This is a genomic window from Pararhodobacter marinus, assembly GCF_003122215.1.
GTDB lineage: Bacteria > Pseudomonadota > Alphaproteobacteria > Rhodobacterales > Rhodobacteraceae > Pararhodobacter > Pararhodobacter marinus.
This window is the reverse complement of the sequence record NZ_QEYD01000005.1, coordinates 159602-172812: the sequence shown is the minus strand read 5'-3', so window position 1 is coordinate 172812 and position 13211 is coordinate 159602. Positions and strand designations below refer to the sequence as shown.

Here is a 13211-nt window from a genome sequence, read left to right as displayed (position 1 = left end):
CTCAGCCCTCGGCGGCGCGGCCGCGTTGCGGGAACAGGCCGCGCGGACGTTTCTGGATGAAGAGAATGATGAAGATCAGGATCAGGATCTTGCCCAGCACGGCGCCCGCCCAGGGTTCGAGGAACTTGTTCGCCACGCCGAGGCTCATCGCGGCAGCCAGCGTGCCCCACAGGTTGCCCACGCCGCCGAACACAACGACAAGGAAGCTGTCGATGATGTAGCCCTGCCCCAGATTGGGCGAGACGTTGTCGATCTGGCTGAGTGCCACGCCCGCAAGCCCGGCGATCCCCGCGCCAAGACCGAAGGTCAGCGCGTCGACGCGGCCAGTGCGGATGCCCAGATTGGCGGCCATGGCGCGGTTTTGCGTGACCGCGCGCATCTGCAGCCCCATGGCCGAATAGCGCATGGTCAGAAGCAGGCCGAAGAACACGGTAAGCGAAAAGACGACAATGGCGACGCGCGGCCAGGTCACCGTCATCTCGCCCAGCTGGAAGGCGCCCGACATCCAGTCGGGCGTGCCGACCTCGCGGTTGGTGGGGCCGAAAACGGAGCGCACCGCCTGTTGCAGGATCAGACTGACGCCCCATGTCGCCAGCAGGGTCTCCAGCGGGCGGCCATAGAGATGGCGCACGATGCCGCGTTCGATGGCGACCCCGACCGCGCCAACGAACAGAAAGGCCAGCGGCACAGCGATCGCCAGCGACCAGCCGAAATATTCGGGGGCATGGGTGCGGATCGTTTCCTGCACCACGAAGGTCGTGTAGGCGCCCAGCATCACCAGCTCGCCATGGGCAAGGTTGATGACGCCCATCACGCCGAAGGTGATCGCAAGCCCGATGGCGGCGAGCAGCAGCACCGATCCCAGCGACAGGCCGAACCACAGGTTCTGCGCCTGTCCCCAGAGTGCCTGACGGCGCTCGGCGGCGTCGATGGCATCGGCGACGGCTTCGGCCAGCGCAGGGTCCTCGGCGGCGCGGTAGGCGTTGAGGGTCGATTGCACGGTCAGCGCGGGCGCACCGGCGATCACGCCGACAGCCTCGATCTTGGTCTCGGTATCGGCGTCGGACGCAAGGATCGTCGCGGCATGGGCCAGCGTCTGCGCCTCGCGGATATAGTCCAGTTCCTCGGCCTGCATCGCGGCGTCGAGCGCGTCGAGCTGTTCGACGGCGGGACTGCGCAACGCGGCTTCGGCGGCGGCGAGACGGCGCGCGGGGTCGGGGTCGCGCAGGGTCATCACGCCCATCGCGGTACGGATCGTCCGGCGCAGGCTGTTATTGACGCGAATACGCTCGGTCGCGCGGCGCCCCAGCTCGCCCAGTTCTTCGCCGGTCAGCGCATCGGTGCCGGTGGGCGCGCGTCGGGTGCCCCCGACGATGACGATCCGGCCGTCGGAATTGCGTTGCTCGAGCTCGCCTTCGAGCAGCGCCTCGAGCACGGCCAGCGCGCGCGGATCGCCGGTCGCGGCGATCTCGGCCACCACGGCGGCGCGGTCGTCATAGCTGCCATCGGGCAGCCGGGCGACCAGCTCGTCAAGGGTCTGGGCAGAGGCTGCGAGGGGCGTGAGCATCGCCAGGCACAGCGCCAGAAGACGCAGATAAGGGCGCAAAAGCATGAAGTCCCCGGAATACGGTGCGGCGGTGTCGGCGGGGCGACGGCGCGGGCACCCGGTAGGTCTGGGCCGGTCCGCCGAGGGGCGTTCCGACGCGAGGTCTGGTCAGGGGCGCCGGGCGGAAGGCCGCGCGGCGCGGTGTCGGGCTGTGAGGAAAAATCCGGGGAAGGCGCACGAACCTCCCCCGGTCACAGGGAGTTACTGGGCCATCTCCGAGCCGCCGCAGGTGCCGGTCTCGGTGTTGAAGTTGCCGCAGGACAGCGGGGCGCGCCAATCCGCGATCAGCGGGGCGGAATCCTCGACGAAGTCGGACCATTCGTCGCCCAGCACAAGGCCCGGGGTTTCCCACACGACGTCGAACTGACCGTCATCCTGGATCTCGCCGATCAGCACGGGCTTGGTGATGTGGTGGTTCGCGCCCATCGAGCTGATACCGCCCGTCAGGTTCGGCACCGCCACGCCGATCATCGCGTCGATGACGGCATCGGCATCGGTGGTGCCGGCGGCCTCGACCGCTTCGACCCACATGTTGAAGCCGATGTAATGGGCTTCCATCGGGTCGTTCGTCACGCGGCTGTCGTCGCCGATATAGGCGTGCCACGCATCGATGAAGTCCAGGTTTTCATCGGTATCGACCGACATGAAGTAGTTCCACGCGGCGAGGTGGCCGACCAGCGGGCCGGTATCGATGCCCGCGAGTTCCTCTTCACCCACCGAGAAGGCGATGACGGGGATGTCCTCGGCCGAGATGCCCTGCGCGGCCAGCTCGTTGTAGAACGGCACGTTGGCGTCGCCGTTGATGGTCGAGACCACGGCGGCGGGACGGCCGGTCGAGCCGAAGTCGCGGATTTCCGACACGATGGTCTGCCAGTCGGAATGGCCGAACGGGGTGTAGTTGATGATGATGTCTTCCGCCGCCACGCCCTGCGCCATCAGATAGGCTTCGAGGATCTGGTTCGTGGTGCGTGGATAGACGTAGTCGGTGCCGGCGAGGTAGAAGCGCTCGACCCCGTTCTCAAGCAGGTAATCGACCGCCGGGATCGCCTGCTGGTTGGGCGCGGCGCCGGTGTAGAAGACATTGCGCTGCGATTCCTGCCCCTCGTACTGGACCGGGTAGAACAGGATCGAATTCAGCTCTTCGAAGACCGGCAGCACGGATTTGCGCGACACCGAGGTCCAGCAGCCGAACACGGCGGCGACGCCCTCGCCCTCGATCAGTTCACGCGCCAGTTCGGCGAAACGCGGCCAGTCCGAGGCCGGATCGACGACCACGGCTTCCAGCGGACGGCCCAGCACGCCGCCTTCCTCGTTCTGTTGCTCGATCAGCATCAGCATGACGTCGCGCAGCGTGGTTTCCGAAATCGCCATCGTGCCCGACAGCGAATGCAGGATACCGACGCGGATCGGATCCTCCTGCGCGACAGCCCCGGTGGCGACACCCGCGCACAAAGCGGTGGTAAGCAGCAACTTTTTCATAAGTCCCCAGTCCTGTTGTGTTTTTTACCGTTGTTGAACCCGTTGCGGCGCAGGGCCTGCGCGGGGCGGAAACCGTGGTCGGACGGCGCACCGCCCTGCGCAACGCTAGGACCGGGTCCTGTCGGATGTGGCGATTTATTGGTCGCATTTCCCGCGTCAGGCCGGCTTTGCCCAATCCTTGGGCGCACGCGGCCTTACGTCGCGGCAATTCTGGGCGCGCAAATCATGCCATCGCGCGGAATTGATTGCCCTGACGGCTCGGTGATTTGCAGAATCATGTTCAGCCACGAGGCCCGGACCTTGTCGCCGGGCGCGATTTCGCCCACCGTGCGGCCTGATCCAGTCACCGCCCGGACACGCCGCGATTCATGGCCGACGCCTTTACCTTCCTGCACTCCGCCGACCTGCATCTGGGGCGCCGTTTCGGCAATCTGCCCGAGGCGCTGCGCGGGCGGCTGATCGAGGCCCGCCACCAGATCATCGCCCGGCTGGCGCAGGCCGCGCGCGATCACGGCGCGCGCGACATCCTGCTGGCGGGTGACACGTTCGACACCGAAACTCCGGCCGAGGCCACGCTCAGGCAGGCGCTGCACGCGATGGCCGACGACGCGTCGCTGACATGGTGGCTTTTGCCCGGCAACCACGATTCACTGGGGGCCGAGGCCTTGTGGGAAGATCTGGCGCGGCAGGCGCCGGGCAATCTGCGGCTCCTGACGCGCGAGGCGCCCGAGCGGATCGCGCCGGGCGTGACGCTGTTGCCCGCCCCCCTGCCCCGCCGCCACGCCGGGCGCGACCTGACCCAATGGATGACCGGCGCCGCCACGCCCGAGGGTGATCTGCGGCTGGGGCTGGCGCATGGCGGGATCCAGAGCTTTTCAGAAGATACCCGCGACGAGGGCATCATCCCGCCCGACCGCGCGCAAAGCGCGGGTCTCGCCTATCTGGCGCTTGGGGATTGGCACGGGCAGAAACAGGTCGGCCCCCGCACCGCCTATAGCGGCACCCCGGAATTCGAGGAATTCCGCCACACCGGGCGCGGCGCCTGTCTGGCCGTCACGCTGAGGGGCGAAGCGCCCGTGGTGAAGACGGTCGAAACAGGGACTTTCCACTGGGCCGAGGCCGAACTGGACCTTGTGCCGGGACAGGACGCGCCCGGCGTTCTGGATGCGCTGCTGCCGCCCCCGGGCGCGGCGCGGCGCGATCATCTGTTGCGCATCCATGCGCGCGGGCGGGCGACGCTGGAAGCCCAGCAGGCCCTGCGCGCCGCCGCGCGTCAGGCGGAACCCGATTTCGCGCATTTCCGGCTGGAGACCGCGATGCTGGATACCGAGATCACCGAAGCCGATCTTGATCAGCTTGACCATGGCGGCGCGCTCAGGGCTGCCGCCGACCGGCTGGCCGCGCAAGCGGGCGATCCGGCGTTGGCCGAGTCCGAGCGGCGGATCGCGTCGGGGGCGCTCAACCGGCTCTATTCCTATCTGGCGGACGACGCATGAAGATCCGCGCGGTCACGCTCAACGATGTGCGCCAGTTCACCCGCCCGGTGCGGGTGGACGGCATCGGCGACGGCGTCAACGTGCTGTCGGCGCCCAATGAAAGCGGCAAGTCGACGCTGTTCGAGGCGATCCAGTACGCGCTGTTCGTCAAGCATACGACGCGCCCGACGAACAAGAGCTTCACGCTGACCCCCGATGTGGGCGGCAATCCTGAGGTCACGCTGGAAATCGAGCAGGACGGCGCGCGGCTGGAGATCCGCAAGCGTTGGGGCCGGCAGGCCCATGCCGAGGTCTGGCGCAACGGGGCGCTGGTGGCCAAGGCCGACGAGGCCGAGGCCCGGATCGCCGCGCTGACCACGCCGCCGGAAAAGGGCGGGCCAACGGGCTTGCTGTGGGTGCGGCAGGGCCTGACGGAATTCGCCGAGAAGGACGCGCAGGAGAAGTCCTCGCGCGCGAACCTTCTGTCCTCGGTCACCGACGAGATCGAGACGATGACCGGCGGCAAACGGATGGACCGCGCGCTGGCCCGCGCCCGCGAAGACCGCGACCGGCTGGTGACGACGCGGGGCGCGAAGGCGGGCGGGCCTCTGGACACGGCCGAGAAAGAGGTCGCGGCGCTGTCGTCGGAAGCCGAAGCGCTCTCGGCCCGCGCCGCAAGGCTGCGCGAGGCGCTGGAGGCGCGGCGCGCCAAGCGCCGGTCGCTGCAGGCCCTGACCGAGCCCGACGAAGTCGCCTTGCGCAAGCAGCGGCTGGAACAGGCGCAGGCCGCGTTCGAGGCCGCCGACCGCCACGCCGCGCAATTGCAGATGGCCGAACAGCGCCTGCAGAATACCGCGTTGACCTGCCGGACACTGGAAGATCAGCGCGCGGGCCGGGAAAAGACCGAAGCACAGGTCGCGCAACTGGCGCGCGCTCTGGACGAGGCGGGCGCGCGGGCCGACGCGGCGCAGGCCAAGGCCGCGGCCGCCGAGGCCACGCTCACCGATGCCGGGAAGGCGGAACAGGCCGCGCGCGCGGATCTGCAACGCGCCGAGGCGCAGGTTCAGGCCGCGCAGGACGCGCTGATCCGGCAGGAGAACGACAGGCGGCGCGCCGCGTTGCAGGCCGATCTTGCGCAGGCCGAAGCGCTGGCCAAGAGGCTGCCGGATTTGCGCAAGGCGGCGGAAACCGGCCCGGATGCGGCACAGCTTGACGCCATCGACAAGGCCGCGCGCGAGCTGGCCGTGGCGCAGGATCTGGCCGAGGCCGCCGCGCCGCGCATCGCTTTCGACGCCGCACCCGGGGCGCCCGATTTGCATCTCGACGGCACGCCGCTGGGACCCGAGCCGCGCAGCGTGCCGCGCGACACCGCGCTCGATCTGCCGGGTCTGGGGCGTCTCAGGATCCTGCCGGCCTCGGGCGATCCGAGCGCCCGCGTGGCGCGGGCGCGCGCGGCCCTCGCTGCGGCCCTGCAGCGCGCGGGCGCCGAGGCGGCCGAGGGCGCGCGGGCGGCGGCGCGAGCGCGGATCGAGGCCGGGCAATCCCTGCGCGCGGCCAGCGACGACCTGCGCCGCCTTGCGCCCGAGGGGATCGACGCGCTGAAGGCAGAGATCGCGCGCCTGGCACCCGCCGACGATGCGCCCGCCGACGCCCCGTCTTTGCCCGATGCGCAGGCGGCACGCGACACCGCGCGCCGGGCCGAAGCTGTATCACAGATCGCCACCGAAGGCGCGCGGACCGCCCGCGACCATGCGCGCGAAGCAGCCATCGGGGCGCGCCACGACCGCGACTCGCTGGCGCGTCGGCTGGAGGAAGCGCGCGCCCATCTGGCGACCTTGCCCGAGGGCGCGGGCATGGATGACGCGCTCGAGGCCGCGCGCGCGGCGCTTTCCGAAGCCCGGACAGCGCGCGACGCCCTGCGCGACGCGGCCCCCGATCTCGACGCCAGCCGCGCCGCGCTGGCCCGCGCGCAATCGGTGATGCGCGGGACCGAGGAGGAAGCGAACGCGTTGCAACGCGAACTGGCCGCTCTGGATGCGACGGTGGGGACGCTGTCGGGCGAAGGCATCGAGGAAACGCTGGTCGATACGCAGGCGCGGCTGGGCCGGGCCGAACGGATGCGCGACGCGCTGCGCCACGAGGTTGACGTGCTGAACGCGCTGATCGGGGCGCTGGAAGAGGCGCAGTCTTCGGCCCGTGATCGCTATTTCGAGCCGGTTCTGGCCGAGCTCAGGCCGATGCTGCGGCTGCTGTGGCCCGGTGCCGAGCTGCGATTCGACGGCGACAGCCTGCTGCCCGTCGAGCTGATCCGCGACGGCCGGGCCGAGGCCATCGGCACGCTGTCGGGCGGCACGCGCGAGCAGATCGCGCTGCTGGTCCGGCTGGCCTTTGCCCGGCTTCTGGCGCGGCAGGGACAGCACGCGCCGGTGATCCTGGACGATGCGCTGGTCTTCACCGATGACGAGCGGATGGAGGCGATGTTCGACGCGCTGCATGCGCAGGCGGGCGATCTGCAGATCCTCGTCCTGAGCTGCCGGAACCGCGCGCTGCGTCAACTGGGCGGCACGAAGCTGGGATTCGAAGAGATCGTCCCGGTGGCCTAACCCCTTTTCTGCGCTGCAGAAATTCACGGCACGCTTGACAGGCGGCGTATTCTGGGCAGAGTTAATCAGGCGATTAATTAACGGTTGTTTCAGGGAGGAGCCCGCCGTGACGAAAGCCGCGACCCAGCGGAGCGAGCGCGTCTTCGAGCGTGGCGAGGCGCAGGATGCGATCCTCGACGCGGCCGAGATCGCCTTTGCCGCCAGCGGCTTTCACGGCGCGACGACCCGCGCGATTGCCGAGGGGGCCGGCGCCAATGCCGCGCTGATCCATTACTATTTCGGCTCGAAAGAAGCGCTGTTCGAGGCGGTGATCGCCCGCCGCTCGGGCGCCATCAACGATGAGCGCCGCGACCGGCTGGCCGCGCTGCACGCGGCGGGGAACGTGACGCTCGAAGCGGTGATCGACGCGCTGTTGCGCCCGACGATCACGCTGGGCCACGATTCCACGCGCGGCGGCGCGCATTTCACCCGGCTCCTCAGCCATGTGGCGTCGGGGACGGATGAACGCTCGGTCCGCATCACCAGCACTTATTACGACGCGATCGCGCGGGTCTTCATCGACGAATTGAGGGCCGTGGTGCCGGGGCTCGACCGGGCGGCGGCGGTGCGGGGCTATCTGAACGCAGTCGCCATCGGCATCTCGCTGATGGCGCCGACGGGACGGCGGCAGGTGCTGTCGGGGGGCGTCTCGCGCGCGGAGGATGCAGAGGATGTCGACGACACGCTCGACGGCGCGGTGCGGTTCATCGCCGCCGGTATCCGTGCCCTGGCGCGCCCGGCGGCCTGAGGCGCCGGGGACAATGACACGCCCGCCCGCAGCGACGGGCGCGGCACAACTGAGGAGGAGGAAAGACATGACACGCACGATCAGACGCCTGATGACGGGCACCGCGCTTGCCGGGGCGATGGGGAGCGCGCTGGCGGCCCCGGCGATGGCCGAGACGATTTCGATCACGGTGGTCAACGGCCATCCGCCGATCTTCCTGTGGGTGAAGCACCTGTCGGAAACCTTCATCCCCGCCGTCGATGCGGCGCTGGAAGGGACCGAATACAGCATCGACTGGACCGAAGCCTATGGCGGATCGCTGGCGGCGGTGGGCGGCGAGCTGGACGCGATCGAGGACGGGCTGGCCGAGATCGCGGTGATCCCCACGGTCTTCATGCCCAACAAGCTGATGTTGCAGAACGTCACCTATAACACGCCTTTTGGTCCGGCCGACGCGCAGCAGGTGATGGACGCGATGGAAGCGCTCTATGACCAGATCCCCGGCATGGCGGAAAGCTGGAACGCCTATGACGCCGAATATCTGGGCGGCGGCTTCGCGCTGGACAATTATCTGCTGATGACCAACTTCCCCGTCACCTCGATCGACGATCTGGAAGGCCACCGCATCGCCGCGCCGGGACCGGCGGTGAACTGGCTGGAAGGCACCGGCGCCGTGGGCGTCGCGGGCAACCTGACGACCTATTACAACGATCTGCAGACCGGGGTCTTCGACGGCGTCATCGTCTTCCCGACCGCCGCCGCCCCGGCCCGGCTGCACGAGGTCGCGCCCTATGTGACGATCACCAATTTCGGTGCGCAATCGGCGGGGGGTGTCGTCGCCTCGCAAAGCTGGCTGGAAGGCCAGCCGCAGGAAGTGCAGGACGCGCTGCGCGCGGGCGCCACGGCGTTCCAGGAGGCCTATATCGCCGAACAGGCCGAGCGGATCACCGCGGCCATGGCGACGATTGCGCCCAATGACGAGAACCTGCACGTGCTCTCGCCGGAAGAGCGCGCCCGCTGGGCCGCCGCCCTGCCCGACATCGCCGGGACCTGGGCGGCTGCGGCGGACGAGGCCGGGCTGCCGGGGACCGAGGTGTTGACCACCTATGTCCGCACGCTGCAGGACGCGGGCGCCGATCTGGGCCGCGACTGGTCGCAGCGCTGAGCTGACCTTCAGCGGGGGCCGAGCCCGGCCCCCGCCCTTTCCGACACGATCCCGAGACGACCGGAGCTTTCATGGCCTCGCTTGCCACCCTGACCACGGGCATCGGCCCGCTCGATGCCTTCGCCCGGATCGTCGACCGCGTGACCGCGCTGTTATCGGCGCTTGGCACCGCGCTGATTCTGGGCGTCATGCTGCTGATCTCGGTCGACGTGATCGGGCGTTTCTTTTTCGGTGCGCCGATTGCCGGCGTGCCCGAGATGGTGGCGATGTCGATCCTGGCCATCGTCTTCCTGCAGGTCGCCAACACCACCGCGCGCGGCAAGCTGACGCGGTCGGACGCGGCCTTGTCCTTTCTGACCCGCCGCAGCGCGCGACTGGGACAGGCCGCCGATGCGGTGCTGCATCTGGCGGGCGCGGTGCTGATGGCGGCGCTTCTGTCGGCCTTCTGGCCGCAATTCCTGCGCTCCTACGGGCGGGGCGACATTGTGGGCACGGTCGGCCAGTTCCGCGCGCCGATCTGGCCCGTTCACGGCATCGTCGTGACCGGCGCCGCGCTGATGGTGCTGGTCTTCGCGCTGATGGCGCTGATGCTGGCGATCCGCGCGGTCCGGGGGGCGCGGGCATGAGCGGCGTCGAGATCGGACTGTGGTCGCTCGTGGGCATTCTGGGCCTTATCTGGCTGGGGATGCATGTGTCGATCGCGCTGGCGCTGACCTCGTTCGTGGGGATCTGGGCGCTCAGGGACGACCCGCAATACGCCTCGCGGATGCTGGCGCTGGCAACGCGGGAATCGATCAGTTCCTACCTGTTCGGCGTTGTGCCGCTGTTCGTGCTGATGGGACTGGTCGTCAGCCGCGCCGATATTGGGCGCGATACGTTCGACGTGGCCAACCGCGCGCTGGGACGGCTGAAGGGCGGGCTGGGCATGGCCACGGTGGGCGCCAACGCGATCTTCGCGGCGATCACCGGAATTTCCATCGCTTCGGCGGCTGTCTTCACCAAGGTCGCGGTGCCCGAGATGATGCGCATCGGCCATAGCGCGCGGTTCGCGACGGGGGTCGTGGCCGGGTCGTCGGTGCTGGGGATGCTGATCCCGCCGTCGCTGCTCTTGATCCTTTACGGCATCATCGCCGAGCAATCGGTGGGCTTCCTATTCGTCGCGGGGATTGGCCCGGGGCTGGTTCTGACGCTGGCCTATATCGTCGGCATCGCGCTGATGGTGCGCTTCGCGCCGGGCTTCACCGGCGTGCCTCAACCCGCGCCCGCCGCAAGCCATGAAGGCTCGCTCGCCGTCGACACCCTGACCAAGCTCGCGCCCATCGCGGCGCTGATCGCGCTGGTGCTGGGCGGGATCTATGGCGGCGTCTTCACCCCGACCGAGGCAGGCGCCATCGGCGCGCTGGGTGCCATCGTCATCGCCGGGATCAAGCGCCGGATCGGACCGCGCGTGCTGTGGCAGGTGACCTTGGAAACCGGGCATATCACCGCCTCGATCTGTTTCCTCATCATCGCCGCGACGATGTATTCGCGCTTCCTGTCGCTGTCGGGTCTGCCCGCCTTCGTCACCGAATGGGCCATCGCGCAGGATCTGGGACCGACCGGCTTCGTGCTGCTCTTCTGCGCGATCCTGATCGTGCTGGGCACGATTCTGGACAGCTCGTCCATCCTGCTGATCACCCTGCCGCTGGTCCTGCCCATCGCCACGGCGATGCAGATCGACCTGATCTGGTTCGGCATCGTCACCGTGCTGGCGGTCGAGATCGGGCTGTTGACGCCCCCGCTCGGCCTGTCGGTCTACGTCATCAAGGGCGCGCTGGACGATGCCGCGATCTCGCTGGGCGACGTGTTTCGCGGGGCCCTGCCCTTCGCGGCCATCATGCTTCTGGTGCTGCTCTTGCTTATCGCCTTCCCCGTGATTTCCACGGGCCTGCTCTGAAAGGACCTTCCATGCGGATCATCGACCTGTCCGTCGCCCTTGAGACCGGCATCGCCTCGGACCCGCCGATGATGGCGCCGAAGATCCAGTATCAGGGCCATGCCGATACGCCCGACCAGATCACCGGCTTCTTTCCGGGCATGACCAATGCCGAGCTGCCCGAGGGCGAAGGCTGGGCGGTGGAATGGGTGCAATTGAGCACCCATAACGGCACCCATCTGGACGCGCCCTATCACCACCATTCGACCATGGACCGGGCGCTGGTGCCCGGCGGACGCCCCGCGATCACCATCGACCAGGTGCCGCTGGAATGGTGCTTTCAGCCCGGCGTGAAGTTGGATTTCCGCCATTTCGCGGACGGCTACGTTGTCACGCCCGAGGATGTCGAAGCCGAGCTCGCGCGGATCGGCCACACGCTGAGCCCGCTGGAGATCGTGGTCGTCAACACCTCGGCCGGGGCGGCCTATGGCAATCCCGAATATCTGGCCAAGGGCTGCGGCATGGGCCGCGACGCGACGCTCTACCTGTTGGAACGCGGGGTGCGGGTGACGGGGACGGATGCGTGGTCGTGGGACGCGCCCTTCATCCATACCGCCCAGCGCTATGCCGAGACCAGGGATGCGTCGATCATCTGGGAGGGGCACCGCGCCTCGATGGAGATCGGCTATTGCCATATGGAGAAGCTCGCCAATCTCGACCAGCTGCCCGCGACCGAGTTCAAGGTCTCGTGCTTCCCGTTCAAGATCAAGGCAGCCTCGGCCGGGTTCACCCGATGCGTGGCGATCCTCGACTGATGGACGGCGCGGTCATTCAATACGATGCCACGGGAACGGCGCAGGGCAAGATGCGCAACGATCTGGTGGTCAGCATGTCGCGCCCCTTTGCCGAGGGGCCGTGGGAAATGGCCACCGACGAAGGCACCTTCCATGGCGGCGATGCCAGCGCGCCGCCGCCGCTGGCGTTGTTCGTGGGCGGGCTGACGGGCTGCATCATGACGCAGATCCGGTCCTTCGCGTCACGAATGGCGCTGACCCTGTTGGATCTGCGGGTCGAAACCCGCGTGCAATGGTCGTGGGTCGCGGTCGGGCGGGGCTACGAATCCGCGCCCAAGAGCTTCGAGATCGACGTGCTGATCGACAGCCCCCATACAAAGGCCGAGATCGAGACGCTGGTCACGCAGGCCCGGCGGGGCTGTTTCATCAGCCAGACGCTGGGGCACCAGAACGAGATCCGGTACAGGCTGAAAACGCAGGAAGGATGGGTCGATGTCTGAGATCCGCTTCGACGGTCAGGTCGCCATCGTCACCGGCGCGGGAGGCGGTCTGGGCCGCGCCCATGCGCTGGCTCTGGCAGGTCGCGGCGCGCGGGTGGTGGTCATGGACCTGGGCGGGGCGCAGCCGGTGGTCGACGAAATCGCCGCCGCCGGGGGCGAGGCGATGGGCTGGGACGGCTCGGTCAGCGATGCCGGGGCCGTCGCGGCGCTGGTCGCGGCGGTCATGGACAGTTGGGGCCGGATCGACATCCTGATCAACAATGCGGGGATCCTGCGCGACAAGAGCTTCGCCAAGACGCCGCTCGATGCGTTCGACGCAGTGATGGACGTGCATGTGCGCGGGTCGTGGATCTGCACGCAGGCGGTGTGGGAAATCATGCGCGCGCAGGGTTACGGGCGGGTGCTGATGACGACCTCGTCCTCGGGGCTGTACGGGAATTTCGGACAGGCCAATTACGCCGCCGCGAAGGGCGCGGTGGTCGGGTTGATGAACACGCTCGCCATCGAAGGCGCCAAGCACAACATCCGCGTCAACGCGCTGAGCCCCGCCGCAGCGACTCAGATGACCCGCGACCTGCTCCCGCCCGAGGCGTTGGACCTGCTGGCCCCGGAAACCGTGTCGCCCGCCGCGCTGTTTCTGGTGAGCAGGAACGCGCCCACCAAGACGATCCTTGCCGCGGGCGCGGGCATCGTCGCGCTTCCCGCCATCACCGAGACGCCGGGGGTGGATCTGGGCCCTGCCCCGCGCCCCGAGGACGTGGCCGAGGCCTTTGACCGGATCGCCACCCAGCGCGGCGCCGAACCGCTTGATGCCGCCTGGGCGCAGACGCGGAAGTTTGTCGAGATGGCGGAACGGCGGCGCGGCTGATCCGGCTGGACCGGGCGCGAAGGCGCGCCAGATCATGCCC

The 13211-nt window shown here is 68.7% G+C and carries 11 protein-coding genes; 9 read left to right on the top strand and 2 right to left on the bottom strand.

Annotation, left to right across the window (positions count from 1 at the left end):
- Position 1: 1 nt before the first annotated feature.
- Positions 2-1612 (bottom strand): urea ABC transporter permease subunit UrtB, encoded by a 1611-nt coding sequence (urtB, locus tag C4N9_RS09560; protein ID WP_109533103.1) that lies wholly within the window; start codon positions 1610-1612, stop codon positions 2-4.
- Between the two features lie 195 nt (positions 1613-1807).
- Positions 1808-3085, bottom strand: coding sequence for an urea ABC transporter substrate-binding protein (urtA, locus tag C4N9_RS09555; RefSeq protein WP_109533102.1), 1278 nt, complete (start codon positions 3083-3085; stop codon positions 1808-1810).
- Between the two features lie 368 nt (positions 3086-3453).
- Here urtA and C4N9_RS09550 point away from each other — a divergent pair, with 368 nt between their 5' ends.
- From C4N9_RS09550 to C4N9_RS09510, 9 genes are all read left to right on the top strand, one after another.
- Complete coding sequence (locus tag C4N9_RS09550) at positions 3454-4581, top strand: metallophosphoesterase family protein (protein ID WP_109533101.1); 1128 nt, start codon at positions 3454-3456, stop codon at positions 4579-4581.
- Positions 4578-7163 carry an AAA family ATPase gene (locus tag C4N9_RS09545; protein WP_109533100.1) on the top strand — a complete coding sequence of 862 codons (2586 nt, stop codon included), beginning with the start codon at positions 4578-4580 and terminating at the stop codon, positions 7161-7163. The genes C4N9_RS09550 and C4N9_RS09545 overlap by 4 nt, the downstream gene beginning before the upstream one ends.
- Positions 7164-7269: 106 nt before the next feature.
- The gene (locus tag C4N9_RS09540; protein ID WP_109533099.1) at positions 7270-7950 is read left to right on the top strand and encodes a TetR/AcrR family transcriptional regulator; all 681 of its coding nucleotides are present in this window, start codon (positions 7270-7272) and stop codon (positions 7948-7950) included.
- Positions 7951-8017: 67 nt separating this feature from the next.
- A complete protein-coding gene (locus C4N9_RS09535) occupies positions 8018-9094 on the top strand; it encodes a C4-dicarboxylate TRAP transporter substrate-binding protein (RefSeq protein WP_168192186.1) in 1077 nt (358 codons plus the stop codon).
- 71 nt (positions 9095-9165) lie between these two features.
- Positions 9166-9720 (top strand): TRAP transporter small permease subunit, encoded by a 555-nt coding sequence (locus C4N9_RS09530; protein ID WP_109533097.1) that lies wholly within the window; start codon positions 9166-9168, stop codon positions 9718-9720.
- The gene (locus tag C4N9_RS09525; RefSeq protein ID WP_109533096.1) at positions 9717-11030 is read left to right on the top strand and encodes a TRAP transporter large permease; all 1314 of its coding nucleotides are present in this window, start codon (positions 9717-9719) and stop codon (positions 11028-11030) included. The genes C4N9_RS09530 and C4N9_RS09525 overlap by 4 nt, the downstream gene beginning before the upstream one ends.
- Before the next feature lie 11 nt (positions 11031-11041).
- Positions 11042-11824, top strand: coding sequence for a cyclase family protein (locus C4N9_RS09520; RefSeq protein WP_109533095.1), 783 nt, complete (start codon positions 11042-11044; stop codon positions 11822-11824).
- Complete coding sequence (locus C4N9_RS09515; protein ID WP_109533094.1) at positions 11803-12303, top strand: OsmC family protein; 501 nt, start codon at positions 11803-11805, stop codon at positions 12301-12303. The genes C4N9_RS09520 and C4N9_RS09515 overlap by 22 nt, the downstream gene beginning before the upstream one ends.
- On the top strand, positions 12296-13171 hold the full coding sequence (locus C4N9_RS09510) for an SDR family NAD(P)-dependent oxidoreductase (protein WP_109533093.1): 876 nt from the start codon (positions 12296-12298) through the stop codon (positions 13169-13171). Before C4N9_RS09515 ends, C4N9_RS09510 begins: the two co-directional genes overlap by 8 nt.
- Positions 13172-13211 lie beyond the last annotated feature (40 nt).

Bases quoted from the DNA above. Each gene is read 5' to 3' on its own strand.
- C4N9_RS09520 (WP_109533095.1), top strand. From the start codon at position 11,042: ATGCGGATCATCGACCTGTCCGTCGCCCTTGAGACCGGCATCGCCTCG.
- C4N9_RS09515 (WP_109533094.1), top strand. From the start codon at position 11,803: ATGCGTGGCGATCCTCGACTGATGGACGGCGCGGTCATTCAATACGAT.
- C4N9_RS09535 (WP_168192186.1), top strand. From the start codon at position 8,018: ATGACACGCACGATCAGACGCCTGATGACGGGCACCGCGCTTGCCGGG.
- C4N9_RS09550 (WP_109533101.1), top strand. From the start codon at position 3,454: ATGGCCGACGCCTTTACCTTCCTGCACTCCGCCGACCTGCATCTGGGG.
- urtA (WP_109533102.1), bottom strand. From the start codon at position 3,085: ATGAAAAAGTTGCTGCTTACCACCGCTTTGTGCGCGGGTGTCGCCACC.
- C4N9_RS09545 (WP_109533100.1), top strand. From the start codon at position 4,578: ATGAAGATCCGCGCGGTCACGCTCAACGATGTGCGCCAGTTCACCCGC.
- C4N9_RS09510 (WP_109533093.1), top strand. From the start codon at position 12,296: ATGTCTGAGATCCGCTTCGACGGTCAGGTCGCCATCGTCACCGGCGCG.
- C4N9_RS09530 (WP_109533097.1), top strand. From the start codon at position 9,166: ATGGCCTCGCTTGCCACCCTGACCACGGGCATCGGCCCGCTCGATGCC.
- C4N9_RS09525 (WP_109533096.1), top strand. From the start codon at position 9,717: ATGAGCGGCGTCGAGATCGGACTGTGGTCGCTCGTGGGCATTCTGGGC.
- urtB (WP_109533103.1), bottom strand. From the start codon at position 1,612: ATGCTTTTGCGCCCTTATCTGCGTCTTCTGGCGCTGTGCCTGGCGATG.